A 20,959-nucleotide genomic window follows, 5' to 3' on the forward strand; every position below is an offset into this window, starting at 1 on the left:
TCTCACAACACTTTAAACGATGCTTAAAAATTTCAACTTTTTATGGCTAACGCTATACCGCGGTTAGCAAGTTGATCAGCCATTTCATTTTCACGATGGCCGCTATGACCCTTAACCCATAACCATGTCACTTGATGACGCTGGTTTTGCTCGTCTAAACGGAGCCACAAATCTGCATTTTTCACAGGCGCTTTCGCTGCAGTACGCCAGCCGTTGCGCTTCCAACCCGGCAGCCATTCAGTGATTCCTTTGCGCACGTATTGGGAATCTGTCGTAATAATAACGCGACAGGACTCGGTAAGCGCAGCCAAGCCTTCAATAGCGCCCATTAATTCCATACGGTTATTCGTGGTGTCGCGCTCCCCGCCACAAAGGGACTTTTCAATACGTTCAAAGCGCAGTAGCGCGCCCCAACCGCCGGGGCCGGGATTACCTTTGCAGGCGCCATCCGTAAATATTTCTACCTGTTTCACACACATGCTCTAACTAATTAAAAGGAAAGCGTATTACTTGCTGCTTATCTGTTGGAAATACTCGCCCTACTATACGCGTAACCGCCAAGCCCGGTAGGGGCTGGTATTGTTTCCACGTAGGTTTTATCGGTGTGAGTGCAATATGATCCTTGCGTGCCACTATGATATAGAAGCCTCCCCATGGCAGGTGCAGTCTTTTACCCCAGGGTTCGAGCCAATGCAAATATTTGATGAGTTGAGGGTGACTGAAAGGTGGCCGATAGAAGCCTTGATAAATCTCCACAGGCTCCATATCCACGAGCGTCAACCAATCCAGCAAGCGTCCTATACGTAGGTATTGATAGCGCCAACGCGGTTTCGCGGTGAAAAAACGCGCAGCAGCAGCGCAAGTGCCCCATAAGCTCCAAGGATTAAAACCGACAATAATAAGATGCCCGCGCGGAATGATGACCCGCGCCACCTCTCGCAAAAGGTGATGAGGACTTTGACTAAAATCCAGCACATGGTGCAACAAGACCGCATCCATACTCTCTGCCGATAGCGGCAGATGATTGAAATCCGTTATGCCAGATAAACGCTTATTGTTCGCCGATTGAGGATGAAGCGCAAATTTATGGGAAATCCGGCTCGACTCCACCAAATCCAAATCGCCCTTAACACTCAGCTGCAAAAGATGGTAACCAAATAGGCATTGTGTTGACTCTTTTATAAACGCTTGTTCTTCGTTTAATAACGCCTCACCTAAGGGGGTTTTAAACCAAGCGGTCATGTCAGCGATGGCTTCTGTCATAGGCACCACGCCAAAGCGCTTCTTCCACATAACCCCAAGACGGGTAAATATGCGCGATGGGGTTTTAATAAGTTTACGATGCATAAGACGTTTAATTCCTAAATATTGCGTGGTTTATCTATATCTCATCCGTACCTATATTAAATGTGCTCATCTGCAGAGGCCGAAAATTACTTCGCCAAAGGTTTTTACCGTAAACTTCAGGGTTAACCAACCACTTCTCAACGAGGTTTTCGAGTGCTGCAGATCATCCCTATCGCTGCTCTAGATACTAACTACTTTTGGCTTATACGACCAAACGCCCAGCAACCTCTTGTCTATCTTGTCGATGTTGGCGACGCAAAAGCGGTGCTAAAAGTATTACAACAAGAGCAATTGACCTTGGGCGCCATCTTAATTACCCACCACCACCACGATCACACAGACGGCATAGCAGAGCTACTCGCGCACCACCCTGTACCAGTATATGGGCCTGATTCTAGTGCTATCCCACTAATAGAACACCGCTTAATTGCCGGAGATCAATTGCAGTTAGATGGTGTAAGCTTCCAAGTGTTAGGCGTGCCGGGCCACACCATGGACCATATCGCCTATCTGCTTGATCCTAAAGCAGATAAATCAACTGCGAGTACCAAGCTTGAAGACCAACCCCAACGCCTTTTTTGCGGCGACGCCCTTTTTGCAGGCGGTTGTGGTAGGCGTTTTGAAGGAAGCGCTGAACTGATGTGGGACTCGCTTACTCGCTTATCCGCCCTACCCGACACCACGCTTATTTATTGCGCCCATGAATATACACTTGCCAATCTGCGCTTTGCCCTAGAAGTAGAACCTGACAATCAGGCATTACAAGCGCGCTTGAGCAACGTCAAACAACTACGCCAAGAAAAGAAAATGACAATTCCGTCCACTATTGGCATCGAAAATCGCACCAATCCTTTTTTACGTTGTCACTTAACCCAGCTCAAAGATTACGCGCAACATCATGCACAAAAAGAGCTGAAAACGCCGGCAGATGTATTTGGCGAACTACGACGAATTAAAGACACCTGGCAATAATAACAAGGGACTTTGCGGAGGATAAGCGTGCATCACCGCACAATATCGCGACTTTACTGCAATTTTGTCAGAAGTTAGTAGCGCGACTTATTCCATTTAAAGCGTTGACCCAGCTTGCATCAGCCCCTAGAATCCGTTGATTCTCTTTAAAAACCGCATAAAACAATCAGCTTTTTAGTACTTTTGGTTGTTAAAAATAGACGATTAACTATGAAAAAAATTATCTCACCACGCCTGATGTGCATTGCATCACTCTGCTCAATTGGTCTAACACTCACTGCCTGTAGCAACTTTTCCCCTACCGAAGACAACCAAAACGAATTATCCGCAAAGAGCGCAAGTCTAAAAGTCCCCGCGATTCCACTCGCACCCGATCTCGACCTAGAAAATAATATTTGGATTCTGCTGGTTGAAGGTTACGGTCTACCACAGGTTGAGGATGCGCAACTTGAGCAGCAGCTGCGCTGGTTTAGTAACAATCAACAGTACCTCACTCGTGTTGGCAAGCAAGCCAAGCCCTATCTTCACTACGTCATGAGTCAGCTGCAAGAAAATGGGCTGCCTTTAGAATTGGCGCTCTTGCCCATAGTTGAAAGCGCCTACAACCCTTTTGCCATCTCCTCCAGTAAAGCCCTCGGTATTTGGCAATTCATCCCTCTCACAGGGCGTCACTTCGGATTAACGCAAAACAATTGGTACGATGGCCGCCGTGACATTATCGCTTCAACGGATGCCGCAGTTCGCTACCTCACCCGTTTACACGCCATGTTTGATGGCGATTGGTTAGTGGCAATTGCAGCCTATAACGCTGGTGAGGGCACCGTAGGTCGCGCCATTAAGAAAAATAAAAAATTGGGCAAGCCCACCGATTTTTGGTCGCTCCCACTACCCGAGCAAACACGAAAATATGTTCCCCAGCTCCTTGCCCTTGCCAAGGTTGTTGCGGACCCAGCAAAATATCAACTGACATTAAAAGAAATACCCAATGACCCCTATTTCACGGTAGTCAGTGTAGATCGCCCTATAGATTTGGAATACGCTGCCAAATTGGCGCAGATGGACCCAAAAGAACTCCGTAAGCTTAATGCGGGGTACAGTAAGTGGTTTACCAATCCCAGTGGTTCGCACGAGCTTTTAGTCCCCATTGCTGATGCAAGTGAATTTAGTCTAATACTAGAAGACCTGCCCATACTGAATGAAATCAAAGCATCAAGCACTTACCACGTAAAATCAGGTGATACTCTAGGCGCTATTGCCAAGCGCTTTCAAACCAGCGTGCGCGCCCTGCAAAAAAATAACAACTTAAAAACGTCCAATCTTCGAATAGGCCAGCGCCTTGACATTCCCGGCAATGAAAATCTTATTCCTCGTTTTGCGGGACGTAATGACGCGCCAACCGTCACTCAAACATCACAAGCTAAGCAAGAATATCAAGTTAAATCTGGCGATAACCTCTGGACTATTGCGCGTAAAAATCACACCAGTGTGGGCAAGCTACTGGCTTGGAACAATATGAGTAACAGTAGCAAACTAAAACCAGGGCAAAAATTATTGATTCTCACGCCCGTTGCAACATCGAAAGAAACCAAAATCACCTACCAAATTCAGCACGGCGATACGCTGGTAAAAATTGCTAATCGTTTCTCGGTATCAAAAAAAGAACTCCTGAGCTGGAATGAAGTAAAGGACGAAGGTTATATTCATCCAGGACAAGAGCTGACAATCTACCCCCGCCTTTAATCTTTGGTTACAACCGGTTATTTAATGCAAGCCCATAAAAAAGCCTGAATACGACGTGTAAAACACACTTAGTATTCAGGCTTTTTATAGCCAGCAAACAAGCTGCTGGCTTACAAACAATTACGCTGGCAGCAATTCTTTTACTGCATCGCGCTCTTCTTTCAATTCAGTCTCAGTTGCTTGCATTTTAGCGCGCGAGAATTCATTGATAGACAAACCTTGAACGATTTCCCAGTCACCATTTTTACATACACATGGGAATGAGTAGATCAAACCTTTTTCGATACCGTAGCTGCCATCGCTGTAAACACCCATGCTAGTCCAATCGCCTTCAGGAGTGCCCAAAGCCCAATCGCGCATGTGGTTCAATGCGGCATTTGCAGCAGATGCTGCAGAAGAAGCTCCACGTGCAGCGATAATTGCAGCGCCGCGTTGTTGTACGGTTGGGATGTAATCTGCTTCGTACCAGGCTTGATCGATCAAGCTCATGGCTGCCTTTCCGCCGACCATAGACTCGTGTAAATCAGGGTATTGTGTTGAAGAGTGGTTACCCCAAATAGTCAACTTGGTGATGTCGTTGATGCTGGTGCCTGTTTTTTGTGCCAACTGAGTCAAGCCACGGTTGTGATCCAAACGGGTCATAGCGGTGAATTGACGCGGGTTGATGTTAGGGGCATTGCGTTGAGCAATCAGTGAATTGGTATTGGCAGGATTACCTACAACCAACACTTTGATATCGCGTGACGCGTGATCATCAATCGCCTTACCTTGTACTGAGAAGATCGCGGCATTGGCAGCCAACAAGTCTTTACGCTCCATACCTGGGCCGCGTGGACGTGCGCCAACCAACAGTGCGTAATCAGTATCCTTAAAGGCCACCGCTGGATCATCAGTGGTAACAATACCGGCCAACAGTGGGAAAGCACAGTCATCTAATTCCATTGCCACGCCCTGCAATGCTTTAAGGGCTGGGGTGATTTCTAACAGCTGCAGAATCACAGGTTGATCCTTGCCCAACATGTCGCCAGCGGCGATACGGAACAACAGAGAGTAGCTAATTTGACCAGCGGCGCCAGTTACGGTAACTCTTACAGGTGCTTTCACGATGAGACTCCATTTATACGGGTAATAGTGGAAGATAACGAATGTTTGGCATTGTGTGCCAGTCTAAAACTGGCCTGCATTATAGAGAACTGGGGGGAAATTTCACCCTTTGCGTCGCCTGTACGATAAATTTAACGCCATATTTAGGGCACCTTTTAGCACAACAATCTAAAAGCGACATGAAAATGGCGAATTTGCAGCTTTATAGGGCGAAGCCAATGACGACTGACTTCTTGCACCATTCTAGAGCCCTCTCAATAATAAAATATATTTCGCTGAAAGCCCGCAAGTGTATTGCTTTTTAAGTTGCCATCAGCAACATTGCGCAACCTTTTTTACACCTCTTTTTGAGTAGTGACATGAGTGCGCAATCCCCCTGTTTAACCTGCGGTGCCTGCTGTGCGTTTTTTCGAGTTTCTTTCTATTGGGGTGAATGCCAAAGCGCCGGCGGCATAGTGCCAGACATTCTCACCTCTCAAGTCACGCCACATAGAGCCTGCATGAAAGGCACCGAATCCAACCCTTCGCGCTGCAATGCATTACTGGGCGATGTGGGTTCAGAAGTGCGCTGCACCATCTATGAAAATCGCCCCAGTCCTTGCCGTGAGTTTTCGGTGCACGGAGAGCTGGGCATCGATAATGACGACTGCAATCGCGCGCGCGCGCATTACGGGTTGCCACCGTTGAGCAATCCACTGCCCGAATACCCCGACTCCTTCCCTTCAGTACCGGAAGCTGTCTAATAATTCTTCGTTAGATATGAAAGCAACCTATTGCGCGTAGCGCTGCTTTAATGCCTTATAAAGCTCGTCCTTAAATTCAACCCTTGTCGCATCTAGACTTAACACCGCTTCAACCAAATGCTCATTGTCTTCGCGGCCATCGTGCCAATGCTTGCGGTAGCTGCCGTCTTTATAGCCGTGATCTTGACGGAAGAAGTTGAGCACATTTTTACCTACATAGCCGCGATACAGTTGCTCAAAACTCATATCGATACCCGCCATTAAGCGGCCAAATAGATCTAGGTGGAATTGTTGATCACCGAGGGTTGCCGCAACAAATTTTTCCAAATCGAGGCGAAAATCTTGAGTGTCAGTAGCAATAACAAGCTTTTGTTGTATTAAGGTGGTTATCTCGTCCTGGGTTTTGCCTGATTGCAGCAAAATACTCAAGCCAAAATGCCAAATATCAATCAATTCTAACGCTACTTGCTCGGTATCGGGCGATTGTTTTTTCCACCACTTCCAACCGTAGTGATCCATTAATTCAGCGCATTCTACCCAAATGGCGCGATACCATTCATAGCCTTGCTGTTGCCAGTTTGCCGTGACCTTGGCATTCATTTTGTCTTGCAGTTCAAGCATGATGTGAACTTGTTGAGTTTGTGCGGACATGGTGTTTTCCTGTAATCATGAATTCGATAGATAGACATGCAACCAGCGGCTTAGCTGGGCAAATACTGCTTCGCTTTGGCGAACAGTCGATAAAAATTCTCGGTGGTTCTTTCTGCCAACTCTTCCAGCGCAATACCGCGCACATCGGCCACAAACTGCGCAACTTCACGCACGTATTTAGGCTCATTAGGCTTGCCGCGATACGGTATAGGTGCGAGATAAGGCGAATCGGTTTCCACCAGCAGGCGATCAATCGGCATTTGCCGCACCACATCGCGTATTTGCTCGGCATTTTTAAAGGTGACTATGCCGGAAATAGAAACGTAATAATTCAAATCCAATGCGGCCTTGGCCATTTCCCAGTCTTCGGTAAAACAATGCAGCACACCGCCGCTCTCAAGGCTGCCGTGCTCTTTGATGAGCGCCAAGGTATCGGCCTTGGCTTCGCGTGTGTGCACCACTACCGGCAAGCCAATTTGCTTACCTACGGCTAGGTGCATGGCAAAGCTTTCGTGCTGCAACGCTTTGCTTTCCGTCTCGTAGTGATAATCCAAACCAGTCTCCCCAAGCGCCACCACCTTTGGCTGCTGTGCCCATTGAACTAACTGTGCCGCAGTTGCAGTGCCCTCTTTGACATCGCAGGGGTGCACGCCTACAGATGCCACTACGCGCTCATGGGCTTGGGCGATATCTATGACGGTTTGAATATTTTCCAAGCTAATACCGATACACAGCAGTTGCTGTATGCCTCGTTCATGGGCGGCAGCTATAGCCTCGCTCAGACCGCCCGGATAGCGGTCAAGGTTAAGACGATCAAGGTGGCAATGGGAATCAACTAGCATGGGGAAATCTCTTTAGTCATTAATGTATTACTTGATGCTTTAGACGGCGATTCTAATCGGCCCAAAAAACAAAAAAGCCAGGGTCAGCTGGCTTTTTACGAATGGCTTGGCGGCGAAATTTTACATGGTATGGGTTGGCTTGTCAGAATTAAGCATGCCGGCCAAATAGTTCTCGATCTTATTGATGGCAGTGTTGTCTTGATCGCTAAATTGCACCCCAATACCCGCCGCACGGTTGCCCTGAGCGCCCTTAGGCGTGACCCAGACTACCTTTCCTGCAACGGGGATCTTTTCAGGCTCATCCATTAGGGATAACAACATAAATACTTCATCGCCTAAACGATAGGATTTGTTGGTCGGGATAAACATGCCACCATGCTGAACAAAGGGCATATAGGCAGCGTAAAGCACGGCCTTGTCTTTAATTGTTAGGGAAAGTATGCCGTTACGGGCACCGCCGCCAATGGGTTGCATAGGATATCCTGCTACTTAAAAAGTCTCACCCGCATAAATGCGAATGCTTAATTATGTCCTGATACTGGTGGTTTCGCGCCATTAAAGAGCAATGGCAATGAGCACCGCTTCAAGCGAAGTATAGCCAAAGCAGAAATACCACAACAAAAGCTTCGGGTTGATAGCGAAGAGCTGTGTGTGCTGGCATGCTCACAAAAACCTATCCTCAGACTAACTGACCATTGCAGTAAAAGAAAGTCGGCGAGCTTAAATCCTAGGGTAATGCACACTTGTAAATGTAAAAAAGCCACCCTTGCCGAAGCAAAGGGTGACAAAGAGGCATACCTAGTACTTCACACGAACAATTGTTTAGAACTTAACACGGACACCGGCATAGTAGCGTGGCCCGTAATTATTAACTTCAGACACATTGTCAGGTGTTGGGTTGTATTGCGTTTTAGGCTCATTGAACAAATTAATGCCTTCAAAACGAATTTGAACATTATCCGTTATGTTGTAAGTAATACGCGCTTCGTAGACATCTGCTTCACCCACGTAACGAATATTGCCAGGGGTGCTGATGTACTGCTGGAAGTATTCGCTACGATATTTGTAGATCATCTGAATATCCAGCTCGCCAATTTGATAGTACAACTGGGCCGACATTACATCTTCAGAAAAACCAAACAGGTTTGCCGGCGGCACTAGCGCAACGGTTTGCGAAATAATATTACCGGAAGGGTCACTCAGGGTTGAAGCGCCAAAATTTGCGTCTTGAAACTCAAAATCTGAATCGGCGTGGTTGTAACTCAATTTTGTTCCCAAGCCGCTCCAAGCACCAGGCAAGTAACTAAAGGAGTGCGCCAGACTTAACTCAATACCCTGCAAACTACTGGTATCTGAATCGGTAGAGCTTAGGGTTACCGCCTCATTGTAGTCAGTGCCGTCAATATTAAATTGCTCAATCGACTGGGTATTTTTAAAACCGCCTTGGAAATTTTTATAGTAATAGCCAGCGGCTAAAATTGTATCTTTATTGGGGTACCACTCTAGGGCTATATCATAGTTCCAAGACAAAAGTGGCAGTAGGTTTGGATTGCCATTGGCCACAACCTCGCCGGAAATAAGCTCCTGTATTGAGGTTGCCGTATCGTCATCATCGATACCTATGCTGCGACCAAAACCTAAATCAGCAGGGTCTGGACGCGATAGCCCGCGGAAAATACCACCGCGCAACAGCAGGTCTTCATGCAGATCCACGGTAATACTGGCACTGGGTAATAGCTCGGTGTAGCTGCCGCCGCCAACAACCTCATCAAACGTACCACCCTCGATCAAGCTGACAGAGTCATCTTCATTTAACTGCGTGGTATAACTTGGACGCAAGCCCTTAGAAGCCACATCGGTTTGCACTATACGCAGACCAACGTTACCGCGAATAGGCAGGCTATTAAATTCGCTGGCGTAGTTAGCTTGCAAATAAGCTGCCGTCGTTTTCTCTTCCACATAGACGTTTTGCACTGACTGTTGTGGCGAGGGAAAAGTATCCACACTGCGCGCTACAAAACTCGAGTCTTTGGCAATTTTAATGGTGTTGTCGGCAGCCACTAATTCCTGCGCCAGACAAATGGGGTCAAAGGTTGCGTAGCCATTACCGGTACCCGAGGCAATTACACTGCCATCGTCAGCCAAGTTGGTAATCAATGGTTTTCCACCCGTTAAATCTGACAGGAATCCACTCTCAGGAAACTCTGTGCGGCAGGCGATACTGGCTGGCTGAATCGCCTTATCATCAAACGTTAGCTCTTCGCGCACACGCGGGAAGCTTTCAAATTCCAGTTTAGAAAAACGTATGCCGCCTTCAATACTGGTGATGGCTTTCCAGTCCGTATCATATTTAAAGTCGCCGCGAACGGCGGTGATGGTATTGTCGCGCGCTTGATTCAAATCGATACGGGTACGCGCATTATCGGCAAACACATCGTGATTGGTGACATCAAAATTATTCAACTCAATCAGCATGACATCGGCGCCAGACTGGGAGCCAGAACCGGGCAAATAATATTGCGTGAAGGGGTCGTCAGTGCCGCCGGGAAGCGCTACACCATAAATATCTTTGGGCTCAGACTGCAAACGAGTCTGCAAAATGGTTTCACGGCGCGCAGTATTGGAATAGGAAATATCCGTAGATAACAGCAAGCGATCGGTAGCTTGGAACTCAAGGCTCAAACCACCGCCTTTGTACTCTTCTGTACGCTCGGTAAACTGACTGTTCACATCTATGTTGGCGGCGTTATTGAAGGCCAACACCGAACCGGAATCAGTCGCCACAAGGCTGTCGGCATTAATTCGGCGCGTATCAGTAAACACCAGATCATTAATACCTTCTGTAAAGCTGCGATCAGATAACTGTACGTCAAGCCCAATATCTACACGGTCGTTAGGCTGCCACTGCAGGGCACTAAAAAAAGATTGACGGTCATCGTCGGTAGTATTTTGGCGATAGCTGCGCGAATTTGGCGTAAATATAAGCGGTGTATTGGCATCATCCACTGCTAGACCCGTTGCAGGGTCTACACGATTATCAAGGCTGCCATCGCCATCGGTGCAGCGACCGCTGCCATAAACACCATTGGATACATTGGGATCATTGCGGCAATCATTAAATCCACTACTGGTACGATATTCTTGCTCAGGATTGGTGACTTGGTTAGTTTGGACACCGACAGAGACACCTAGCTTACCGGCATGACCCATATCAAATTGGTCAACATAACTAGCGGTTCCGCGATAACCAAAATCATTCTCTTCACCCTTGATGTCACTGTGCTGAGGATTGTAGTTACCCTTTAGATCCATTTGAATACGCTGTCGCCCAAGGTCTAGCGGCTTAACCGTATCCAGCGAAATTTGGCCTGACACACCACCCTCAATCAAGCTGGCTTGCTGCGTTTTGTAAATTTCAATTTTACCAAACAGCTCCGAAGGAAACTGGCTGAAATTCACTGAGCGATCGCCGCTGCCATTACTCGCTTCACGGCCATTCATTACCGTAGAGCCAAGATAAGGCCCCATACCGCGAATAGAAATTTCAGTTGCACCGCCCTGCTCTCGGTGCGATGCAGCACTGGTCAAGGTTTCAATCGCCTCACCGATAGAGAGCGCAGGGATATCGCCAATATCGTTGGCTGAGAGCGCCTCCACAATGACATCTGAAGTTCGCTTTACATTGATAGACGATTGAATTGTTGCGCGCGTTCCCGTTACCAAAACCTCTTCTACCGAGGCAACCTTATCGGCTTGGGCCCAAGCGCCTGCACTGAAAATACAGGAGGCCGCTACAGCTCCGCAGTGCATACTAAAGCGTAATTTTTTATGTGTATTTTTACTTACCAATTCGGCAATAGGCTTCTTACTGAATATTGACTTTACCATCTTATTCTCCTCAGAATTATTGTCGTAGCGTTTTCACCCTACCCAATCACATTCTTCATGTCAAACAATCTGGTAACCAATATTAAATTAATTGGTAAACATTATTTTGTAATTTTATGAAATTCGGTAATTTAATTTGGCAATTTTAATGTTGCCCAGCAGTCAGTGCACGACTGGCGCTAGCGCGCAACAAAGCACCCCAGTCGAGCAGCATCTCCTCCAATAACAGCTGCTTATTGGGGTTGGCGCCCCCCAAAAGCTGCTTTTTAGACAGTAGAATTTTCTCTAAATAACGATGCAACAAAGACACATCAAGATTGGCAAGCCGATGGCGCCACTCGACTGGAGATTGCGCCATTTGTGGATCTTCCACACCGACACGCCAGCGCGCCATACTGTGCAGCAACCCCAAAAACCACTCCATCAATTCCGGCACATCGCCTTTTTGCCACTGCGCGGCCAACTCAATTGCCGAAATTTGGCCAAGAGAGAGGCGTACCAATTGCTGCATGCGCGCGGCGCGCTGCTCGAGCGCATCACCCTGCAGCAAGCTCAGCGCTAACAAGGGCGCACCGCGTGCTGCAACCAATAGCTCATCTGCTTTTTCGGCGCTGCCCGACACCAGCGGTAACAGCCAGCGCAATACCTGCTCCGAGCGCGGCATCGGCAGTTTGCGCAACTGGCAGCGGCTGCGAATAGTAGGCAGCACACTGCTGGGGCTATGGCACACCAGCAGCAGCAACGTATTCGCTGCTGGCTCTTCTAAGGATTTAAGTAATGCGTTGGCTGCATTGCCATTCATGGCCTCTGCGGGTTCTATTACTACAACTTTATAGCCGCCCTGCTGCGCCGTTTTACTCAAGGATTCCGTCAGCTCACGCACCTGATCAACTTTAATAGCCTTGCCTGCTTCTTCCGGCTCAAGCCAAATCAAATCTGGATGGGTCTCTGCTTTATTTAATTCACAGCCACGGCATTTGCCGCAAACAGCGCCTTCTACGGGTGAATGACACAAAAGTAATTGCGCCAGAGCCGCCGCCAAATGGCGCTTACCTATACCTTTAGCGCCCGCCAACATAAGAGCATGAGGCAATTTGCCAGCCTGCTGCAGCTGCAACAATTGCTGCCATTCGCCGAGCTGCCAAGGGTAAGGATGGAGGGGGAAATTGTGCTGCGGGGTTTCACTCATGATCTGGCCAAATATGCGGATAAAACAAAGTCTTAGGCGCAGCTTACCAAATTTGCGATAATCTGCGCCCGCTTATTTTGAAAAAGGCTTACCGCTCATGATTGACACCCCGCTGGATATTTTGCATCTCGATGACGACCTCATGATCGTCAATAAACCAGCGGGGCTATTAACCGTACCGGGCAAAGGGCCGGAGAAGCAAGACTGCATGATCAATCGCGTGCTCAAGTTCAACCCCAATGCGCGCGTGGTGCACCGGCTGGATCAAGGCACCTCAGGCATTGTCATGTTCCCGCTAAATTATCTCAGCCTGCGCAACCTTACCAAGCAGTTTGAAGAGCGTTCGATTCACAAGCGCTACATGGCTGTAGTGGCAGGTTTAATGGCTGACGATGAAGGCGAAGTAAAACTGCCCCTAATCTGCGATTGGCCAAATCGTCCCTTGCAAAAAGTGTGTTTTGAATCGGGAAAAGCCGCCCACACCCGCTACACGGTGCTAGAGCGCTACCCCGCCAACAACTCCACTCGCGTTTGGCTAGAACCCATCAGCGGCCGCACCCACCAATTGCGGGTACACATGCTCAACCTCGGCCATCCTATGCTCGGCGATCAACTCTACTCACCACCAGAGATACAAGCCCTGGCGTCGCGACTATTGCTGCATGCCCAGCACATTCAACTCAATCACCCCATTAGCGGCGTGGCAATTGATGTGGAATGCAAAGCGCAGTTTTAACGATGCCAAAATCTACTCATCTGGGTATTTGGATTGAGCGTTCAAAACAATCTATTTATCCAGTAAGTGCTGTAATTGAATATCTATATCATGCTGCACCTGCGCTAGCGTTTGGCCTGCGTCCACCAACGCATAGCGTTCGGGCGCTTGCTCAGCGCGGGCGCGGTAGGCGCTGCGCACTCGCTCAAAAAAACTGACAGCCTCACTTTCAAAGCGATCCAACTCGCCGCGCTGGCTGGCGCGCGCTAAGCCTAGCGCTACGTCTATATCGAGAATAAGAGTTAAATCTGGGCGCAAATCGCCCTGTACGAGGGTTTCTAGCTGGTTAATTGTGGTGGTGCTCAGCCCGCGCCCGCCACCTTGGTAAGCGAAGGTGGCATCGGTGAATCTGTCGCTCAGCACCCAGGCGCCGCGCGCTAAAGCAGGTTTAATCACCTGAGCGAGATGCTGGGCGCGAGCGGCGAACACCAGCAGCAATTCAGCCGTTTCATCCACCGCTTCAGTGCGTTTGGTGAGCAATAAGCCGCGAATTTCTTCCGCCAAGGGCGTGCCGCCGGGCTCGCGGGTTACCACTACCTCTATGCCTTTATTGACCAGCCAATCCTTCACGAAGGTTAAATTAGTGCTTTTACCTACCCCCTCAGTACCTTCAAGGGTGAGGAATTTGCCATGCTGAGTCGCCTTATCCATCCAAACAATCTGCCTTTTGCTGAGTTTTACCTGAGTGATTATTTCCATCACCCCGAATCAACGCGTATCATACCCGCTTTTTTACTTAGGAGACTTTCATGATCACACTGCACACCAACCACGGCGATATCACCATTGAATTGGATTTTGACAAGGCGCCAAAAACTGCCGCCAACTTCAAGCAGTACGCCGAAGATGGCTTTTACAATGGCACCATCTTTCACCGCGTAATTGACGGCTTCATGGTGCAAGGCGGCGGCATGAACCCAGACATGACCCAAAAAGAAGGCCGCGCGTCTATTGAAAACGAAGCCGACAACGGCTTGAAAAACGTGACCGGCACCCTTGCTATGGCGCGCACCAACGATCCACACAGCGCCAGCTCGCAGTTCTTTATCAATGTTAAAGACAATGACTTCCTCAACCACAGCAGCAAAAGCAACTCTGGCTGGGGCTACTGTGTGTTCGGCAAGGTAACGGCGGGCATGGATGTCGTTGAAAAGATCAAGGCGGTGAAAACGGGCAGCAAAGGCCATCATCAAGATGTACCCAAAGAAGCTGTTTTGATTGAAAAAGTCACCGTAGCCTAAGCCTGATGCGCAAACTGTTTATTTCAGATTTGCATTTGCATGAATCACGCCCGCTGCTCACGCGGGCGTTTTTTAGCTTTTTGCACGACCACGCAAAAGACGCAGATGAACTCTATATCCTCGGTGATTTTTTTGATGCATGGATTGGCGATGACGACGATCAACCTCTGGTACGCGAGGTGGTGCAAGCCTTAAAAAACCTCAGCCAAAACGGCACGCGTATTTTCTTAATGCATGGCAACCGCGATTTTTTAATGGGGCCAGACTTTGCCAGTGACTGCGGCGCGGAGCTAATTGCTGAAGGCACAGTGATTAACCTGCAGGATGAACCCACATTGCTGCTTCACGGTGATAGCCTCTGCACAGGCGATACGGAATATCAACAATTTCGTCAGATGGTGCGCAGCCCAGAATGGCAGCAACAGATACTGGCACAACCACTTACTGCACGCCGCGCTCTCGCCGCCCAACTGCGCAAAAAAAGCCAAAGCATGAACAGTTTAAAAGCGGAAGACATCATGGACGTAACCCCCGCAGAAGTAGAGCGCATCATGAAGGAAGCGGGCGTGAAGCGCTTAATTCACGGCCACACCCATCGCCCTGCCCGCCACCCCCTTCATGTTGAAGGCGCAGCGGCAGAGCGTATCGTCTTAGGGGATTGGCATCATCTCGCTTGGTGCCTTGAGGCAAACGATGACGCAGGCAGGCCAACGCTAGAACTTATAAGCTGGGCTATTGAAACTCAATAGCGCCCTATTTGAGCGCTTTCTGCATAAATGCTTAATGTCGGTCGCGATTGGTTAACATGTAAAGACCGCCAATGATAATAAAGACTGACCACCAAACACTTAAGGGTAAATTCAACAAATACAGCAATCCGAGAATAATAATAGCGACGGCGGATACCAATGAGTTAGCCACTTCACCACTCCAACCCTGCTTGGCATAAACGCCATAGGCGCGCTGTTAGGGGCCAAAAGCCGCCACCAAAATAAAGATTGCCCACCAGTTTGAAAGTTATGCCAGCGGTTTAGGCCCACTATAGCCCTGCTATTCCTTTCAAATGCCAGCCCTCTGGACACCCGAATTGCCCAACAGAGCTGTAAGGCTATTTAATGGCGCCATCCTTTAAGATCTACGGGATATAGATTGAAAGCGATTATCCTCATCAAACACAATTTCGAATTGACCACGTATACCGTTATGCAAAACAAATGGACGTAATATATTTGCGGGAAAGCGCACGCTACGTCCATCCAAGCTGCGCGCAACAACATGTTGCGCGCTACCGACATAAAGCCGCTGAAATTCCTCACTTGAAATAGCAAGATTAATGATGAGAGATCTCAATTGTCGTTCCACTCGATATTAAAAAATGCCTAATAAATTCAGTCAGCATCTAGGTTAGTGCCATGCTGACTCGCTTGAGCCAAGTCCAATAGATCACGCAATGCCACCGAAAACATCGCAAAATCGTTGCCATTACCGGCCTGCAACTCATTCACCATGGTGTTCCAGCGACTTATTAGCGTCTGATGCTTTGCGCTCCAGCGCTCAATTACTTGCACTATTGAGCAGGTTTCACTCACATAGCCGATCAAGGAAATACTTAGACTTCGCAGCTGTGATTCCAAATCATTAATATGAGTTTCACGAGCCATTGCTTGCCAAAAATTCTCAACCGTTAAATCTGAAATTTGTTGCGCAAACCAAGGCAAACTTAAATATTCGCCCAACGAGAAATAAAGTTGGGCCATACCTTCCAAGGGCTTATCTGTTAAGCGCGCAGCTTCTATAACACTTAAGCCAGAGTAAAGATCTACAGGCGTTGCAGCCGCCAAGGCCAAAGCCTCCGGCACGCCAGCCTTAACTAACTTGTCTATTTTAGATTGCCAAGCCTGTAACGCATCACCTAATAATAGGCTCGCAAGATTACCTTCAATATAGCGCATACCTTCCGCAAACAACTCGACCTCAAGCGCCGCATTAAGTTGGCTGCGACGATTACGCAAAAACCAGCGTGTTGCCCTACGTACCTTACGCATCAAATTATTGATAAGCTGCAATTGTAATGCAGCCGGCAACTGATGATCTAAAGTAGCTAATGCCGTTAAAAAGTCATCTGCAGCATAAATATTGCGCGCCACCACATAAGCCTTGGCTATATCGCCTGAGCTGGCGCCCGTAGATTCACTTAGGCGCTGCGCAAAACTAATCCCCATCAGGTTAACCATATCATTGGCAATCTGAGTTGCAACAATCTCAGCCCGCAGCCTATGGGCGCGTAACGGCTCAGGGAACTGTTGGGCAATTTGTACGGGGAATGCTGACTCTACAAATTTCGCTATGTAATCATCACGCTCTAAATGAGCTTTGGCCAAGTCTTCTTTTAAGACGGCCTTGGCGTAGGAAATTAATACCGACAGCTCAGGTCGAGTCAAACCTTTTCCACGCAATTGTCGCTCTACCAGCGCCTCATCATCAGGCAAAAATTCAAGTTTGCGATCCAGCCTACCCTGAGTCTGCAGTGAACTCATAAAGCGGCGATACTCTGCACTGCGCAAAAGTGACTCGGATTGAGCAACACTAATCGCTTGGACTTGACGGTAATTATTATGCAATACCAATTGCGCAACATTCTCAGTCATATCAACCAATAACTGATTGCGTTGTTTTGCAGTCAAATCACCGTTTGCAACAACTTCATTTAATAAGATTTTGATATTTACCTCATGATCAGAGCAATCCACTCCACCCGCATTATCAATAAAATCCGTATTACAACTACCGCCATTTAAGCAATATTCGATGCGGCCGCGTTGGGTCATACCCAAATTACCTCCTTCTCCAAAAACTTGCGCGCGTAATTCACTGCCATTAACCCGCAAGTTATCATTTGCTTTATCACCAACCTCGGCGTGAGTTTCAGTAGATGCTTTTACATAGGTACCTATGCCACCATTCCAAATCAAATCAACGGGCGCTTTTAATAAAGCATTAATTAGCTCATTAGGCGTAAGACTGGCTTCAGCGATGGCAAAACGCTCCGCCATTTGTGGCGAGATAGTGATGGACTTAGCAGCGCGATCAAATATGCCGCCACCTTCACTCATAAACGCCTTCTCATAATCAGCCCAAGTTGTTTTAGGAGTAACAAATAAACGCTTGCGCTCCTCAAAGCTCGCCGCCGAATTTGGATTAGGATCGATGAAAATATGCTGATGATTAAATGCTGCCACCAAACAAATCGTTTCAGACAACAACACACCGTTACCGAACACATCACCAGCCATATCGCCTATACCAATAACAGACACAGCATCTGTTTGAACGTTTATGCCCTTCTCCATAAACAGGCGCTGAACAGAAATCCAAGCGCCGCGAGCGGTAATACCCATGCCTTTATGGTCATAGCCTTGACTACCGCCTGAAGCAAAGGCATCGCCCAACCAGTGACCATAATCCGCTGAAATACTATTTGCTATATCAGAGAAACTAGCAGTACCTTTATCTGCAGCCACCACTAAATAGGGGTCATCTTGATCGTAGCGCACCAATTGTGGCGGCGGAATAAGTTTTCCATCACGCAAATTATCCGTGAGATCCAACAATCCACAAATAAATATTTTATAGCAGGCTATAGCCTCTGCGAGTAAAATCTCTCGGCTCCCTCCTTGTGGTGCCTGCTTGCAGACAAAACCACCTTTTGCACCACTTGGCACTATGACTGCATTTTTCACTTGCTGAGCTTTTACCAAGCCCAAGACCTCTGTGCGATAATCTTGCAGACGATCTGACCAGCGCAAGCCTCCGCGCGCCACCTTGCTCGTACGCAAATGCACACCCTCCACTCGCGCGGAAAATACAAATATTTCAAACAATGGGCGAGGCTCAGGAATTTCAGCCATATTCCGAGGGCTAAATTTCAACGAAAGATACTGTTTACAACTCCCATTTTTATCTTCCTGGAAAAAATTTGTACGCAAGGTGTTTTCCAGCAGCGTGAGATAGCGACGAATGATCCGGTCCTCGTTTAGGTTGCTGACCTTATCCAACTGCAACACTATTCTATTCTTAAGTGCTTCCAGATCCTGCTGTGTATCCACACACTGCCGGTCAGGATCAAATTTAATTTCAAAATAATTGATTAACATTTGCGCCAATTCATTTTGATTGACAAGCGTATTGGCGATATAAACCTCACTAAAAGGAAATAAGGTTTGATGCATATAACCCGCATAAGCACGCAGCAATCTAACCTGACGCCAGGTCATACCCAAGCTCGACACCAAACCGTTGAACGCATCACTATTTGCATGTCCATACCAAATAGCAGAAAACGCCTCCATAAAGCTATCTTTGATAAGATGCAGATCAATATTATGCGCTAGCCTGTGCTCCAGCTTAAAATCATGCAGCCATGTAGCCATTTTACCTAGAGGAGTAATTTCATAAGCGCTTTCACTAACCACACGAAAACCCAAATTCTCCAATACTGGAATCACATCTGAAAGCGCTAAAGTCGTAGCACGATGGAAAATCTTAAACTGCAAGTAATGCTGCTGCGCTGTTATAGGTTGGTATAAATTTAAAGCTATATGCTGCTGCTCATTTAACTCAGCTATACGCTGCATATCTGCAACTGCAGTGCGCGCATCGAAATTCTCTTGGTAATTAAGCGAAAAGGCTTGGCGATATTCACGCAATAAATCAGCAGATTGTTCTTCACCATGCGCTTCCAAGAGTGCGGCCTGTAAGTAATCATTCCAAGACCGAGTAATATTAACAATACCCGCTTGCAAGCTTTCAACATCAATAGGCTTTGTGAGTGGCTCATTCAGCTTAAAAACAAGATAGACCCGAGCTAAAATAGACTCAGAAAAGTACGTTGTAAATTCAGACTCATCAGACCCTATGGCAGACCCGATTAATGCTTGTATCGCTAAGCGTACGCGTGTTGAAAAGTAATCACGGGGAACATAAATAACAAAGCTAACAAATTTTCCATAGGGATCCGCGCGCATAAACAAGCGAACCATGGCCCGCTCTTTTATTTTAGCCACGCCCATTAGGGTGTCATAAAGCTCTGAACTGCTACTTAAAAAAATCTCATTGCGCGGAAAGGTTTCTAAAATTTGCCGGAAGTTTTTACCATCATGGCTGGCGTCATTTAATTCTGTACGCGCAATCACCTTAGCAATTTTAGTGCGGATCAAAGGTATAGATTGCGGGCTCAACCAATAAACATTAGATGTATATAAACCCAGAAAACGCAACTCTCCACAAACCTCACCAACCTCATTAAAACGCTTAACCACAACATAATCTGCATAAGCATAGCGGTGCACACGTGCCCGTATAGCAGATTTAGAAAAGCTAATGATCTGTGGAACCAAATGGAAGCGCGCCATGCCCTCATTGAAATCTTCTAAAGCAAGCTCATCACCCGGTTGATTGCGTGCCGCAAAAACACCGCGCCGCGCCGCTGGACATTCACGCAGATACTTTTTATCGCCATCTTGAAAGAATTCATACTCCGCGACACCCAAAAAGGTGAAATGATCTGCAGCCAACCAATGCAGAAACTCACGTGTTTCCTCTACATTTATTGCGGCAATTGACTCTTTGCTTGCGGGTAAATTTTGCGCGGCATCAAACGCACTGGCCTTCATCGCAGCATAATCGCCCACCACCAAGCTAACTTCTTGTAAGACAGACTCCAAGCTCTCTGCAATATCGATTAAATCTTTATGCGCGGTATGCATGCTAATTTCTAAAAAAATAAGCGCTTCTTTTGAATTATTACCTTCGGCAATTAACGGCTCTCCTGCTGCTACAAAGGCAACAAATTCATGCTGTTGATTGCGCTGTATTTGTAAGAGTGTACTTTTTATAGCGTGAATGGTGATATTGCGGCGATTCAACTCTATACGTATAGAATCCACCAAAAATGGCATGTCGCGCTGCAGTACTATCAGTGCGGTATGCGGGCAAACCCATCCGTCTTCAGCTAAATTGGGGTTAAAGAGCTTTATCTTGGGCTGATCGTCATCATACGTTTGCAAAAACTGCCAAGATTGATAAAGACTACCAAAAAGGTCGCTCAATTTTCGCCCAGCCAGCTCCTCCAAGGGGTAATGTAAAAAAAACTTTTCTGCCAACAGGAGCAGCGGTGCTAATTGCTCTGGCGATAAGCGCTGCGCGCCATAGGCTTCAAATTCTGTAAGAAATTCGGGAAGGTCTAGCTGGTTTATGATGGGACTATTCACGCTCAGGCTCCTGCTGAAAAGAAGTGTCACCTATTAAGCCTAGCTGAAAAAGCCGAAACCTCCGAAAAATCTCCATAAACACTTGAAATCATAGGGAACTGTCACCAAATCTCGTAGTCTATCGAGCGCGCTGGCAGGTCTCCCTCGCGCCAGAATCTATGTTAATAGACAGGGTTTTTCGAATCAGGTTCTTTAAAT

The 20,959-nt window shown here is 47.4% G+C and carries 18 protein-coding genes; 6 read left to right on the plus strand and 12 right to left on the minus strand.

Going from position 1 to position 20,959, the window contains the following annotated elements; genetic code table 11:
* Nucleotides 1-32: 32 nt before the first annotated feature.
* Together rnhA and AC0KUT_RS11050 are read right to left on the minus strand one after the other, a co-directional pair.
* Complete coding sequence (gene rnhA / locus AC0KUT_RS11045; protein ID WP_488829942.1) at nt 33-473, minus strand: ribonuclease HI; 441 nt, start codon at nt 471-473, stop codon at nt 33-35.
* A gap of 13 nt (nt 474-486) precedes the next feature.
* Nucleotides 487-1,347 carry a methyltransferase domain-containing protein gene (locus AC0KUT_RS11050; protein WP_488829943.1) on the minus strand — a complete coding sequence of 287 codons (861 nt, stop codon included), beginning with the start codon at nt 1,345-1,347 and terminating at the stop codon, nt 487-489.
* Nucleotides 1,348-1,500: 153 nt separating this feature from the next.
* Between AC0KUT_RS11050 and gloB the strand changes: the two genes are divergently transcribed.
* Both gloB and AC0KUT_RS11060 read left to right on the plus strand, forming a co-directional pair.
* Complete coding sequence (gloB, locus tag AC0KUT_RS11055; RefSeq protein ID WP_488829944.1) at nt 1,501-2,319, plus strand: hydroxyacylglutathione hydrolase; 819 nt, start codon at nt 1,501-1,503, stop codon at nt 2,317-2,319.
* Nucleotides 2,320-2,529: 210 nt separating this feature from the next.
* A complete protein-coding gene (locus AC0KUT_RS11060; protein ID WP_488829945.1) occupies nt 2,530-4,059 on the plus strand; it encodes a LysM peptidoglycan-binding domain-containing protein in 1,530 nt (509 codons plus the stop codon).
* Between the two features lie 120 nt (nt 4,060-4,179).
* On the opposite strand, the gene AC0KUT_RS11065 is transcribed toward AC0KUT_RS11060, so the two are convergent.
* Nucleotides 4,180-5,163 carry a malate dehydrogenase gene (locus AC0KUT_RS11065; protein WP_488829946.1) on the minus strand — a complete coding sequence of 328 codons (984 nt, stop codon included), beginning with the start codon at nt 5,161-5,163 and terminating at the stop codon, nt 4,180-4,182.
* Between the two features lie 359 nt (nt 5,164-5,522).
* Here AC0KUT_RS11065 and AC0KUT_RS11070 point away from each other — a divergent pair, with 359 nt between their 5' ends.
* Nucleotides 5,523-5,906: a YkgJ family cysteine cluster protein gene (locus AC0KUT_RS11070; protein WP_488829947.1), complete on the plus strand. Its 384-nt coding sequence runs from the start codon at nt 5,523-5,525 to the stop codon at nt 5,904-5,906.
* A gap of 27 nt (nt 5,907-5,933) precedes the next feature.
* Here the strand turns inward: AC0KUT_RS11070 and AC0KUT_RS11075 are convergent, their stop codons facing one another.
* From AC0KUT_RS11075 to AC0KUT_RS11095, 5 genes are all read right to left on the minus strand, one after another.
* A complete protein-coding gene (locus AC0KUT_RS11075; RefSeq protein WP_488829948.1) occupies nt 5,934-6,557 on the minus strand; it encodes a dUTP diphosphatase in 624 nt (207 codons plus the stop codon).
* A gap of 50 nt (nt 6,558-6,607) precedes the next feature.
* On the minus strand, nt 6,608-7,399 hold the full coding sequence (locus tag AC0KUT_RS11080; protein ID WP_488829949.1) for a TatD family hydrolase: 792 nt from the start codon (nt 7,397-7,399) through the stop codon (nt 6,608-6,610).
* Between the two features lie 120 nt (nt 7,400-7,519).
* On the minus strand, nt 7,520-7,873 hold the full coding sequence (locus AC0KUT_RS11085; protein WP_488829950.1) for a PilZ domain-containing protein: 354 nt from the start codon (nt 7,871-7,873) through the stop codon (nt 7,520-7,522).
* Nucleotides 7,874-8,221: 348 nt separating this feature from the next.
* Nucleotides 8,222-11,287, minus strand: a complete 3,066-nt coding sequence (locus tag AC0KUT_RS11090; RefSeq protein WP_488829951.1) for a TonB-dependent receptor — start codon at nt 11,285-11,287, stop codon at nt 8,222-8,224.
* Nucleotides 11,288-11,432: 145 nt separating this feature from the next.
* Nucleotides 11,433-12,476, minus strand: coding sequence for a DNA polymerase III subunit delta' (locus AC0KUT_RS11095; RefSeq protein ID WP_488829952.1), 1,044 nt, complete (start codon nt 12,474-12,476; stop codon nt 11,433-11,435).
* Between the two features lie 97 nt (nt 12,477-12,573).
* Here AC0KUT_RS11095 and AC0KUT_RS11100 point away from each other — a divergent pair, with 97 nt between their 5' ends.
* Complete coding sequence (locus AC0KUT_RS11100) at nt 12,574-13,212, plus strand: pseudouridine synthase (protein ID WP_488829953.1); 639 nt, start codon at nt 12,574-12,576, stop codon at nt 13,210-13,212.
* A gap of 51 nt (nt 13,213-13,263) precedes the next feature.
* Here AC0KUT_RS11100 and tmk read toward each other — a convergent pair whose 3' ends face one another.
* Nucleotides 13,264-13,902, minus strand: a complete 639-nt coding sequence (gene tmk / locus AC0KUT_RS11105; RefSeq protein WP_488835716.1) for a dTMP kinase — start codon at nt 13,900-13,902, stop codon at nt 13,264-13,266.
* A 98-nt stretch (nt 13,903-14,000) separates the two neighbouring features.
* Between tmk and AC0KUT_RS11110 the strand changes: the two genes are divergently transcribed.
* Entirely contained in the window at nt 14,001-14,492 is a 492-nt protein-coding gene (locus tag AC0KUT_RS11110) for a peptidylprolyl isomerase (protein ID WP_488829954.1), read from the plus strand.
* Between the two features lie 5 nt (nt 14,493-14,497).
* A complete protein-coding gene (locus AC0KUT_RS11115; RefSeq protein WP_488829955.1) occupies nt 14,498-15,241 on the plus strand; it encodes a UDP-2,3-diacylglucosamine diphosphatase in 744 nt (247 codons plus the stop codon).
* Nucleotides 15,242-15,272: 31 nt separating this feature from the next.
* On the opposite strand, the gene AC0KUT_RS11120 is transcribed toward AC0KUT_RS11115, so the two are convergent.
* From AC0KUT_RS11120 to AC0KUT_RS11130, 3 genes are all read right to left on the minus strand, one after another.
* On the minus strand, nt 15,273-15,413 hold the full coding sequence (locus AC0KUT_RS11120) for a hypothetical protein (RefSeq protein ID WP_488829956.1): 141 nt from the start codon (nt 15,411-15,413) through the stop codon (nt 15,273-15,275).
* 207 nt (nt 15,414-15,620) lie between these two features.
* Nucleotides 15,621-15,842, minus strand: a complete 222-nt coding sequence (locus tag AC0KUT_RS11125) for a DUF2835 domain-containing protein (protein ID WP_488829957.1) — start codon at nt 15,840-15,842, stop codon at nt 15,621-15,623.
* Between the two features lie 38 nt (nt 15,843-15,880).
* Nucleotides 15,881-20,761, minus strand: a complete 4,881-nt coding sequence (locus AC0KUT_RS11130; RefSeq protein WP_488829958.1) for an NAD-glutamate dehydrogenase — start codon at nt 20,759-20,761, stop codon at nt 15,881-15,883.
* Between the last annotated feature and the right edge of the window lie 198 nt (nt 20,762-20,959).

It is taken from the genome of Cellvibrio sp. 25HG11W-0 (assembly GCF_057815475.1).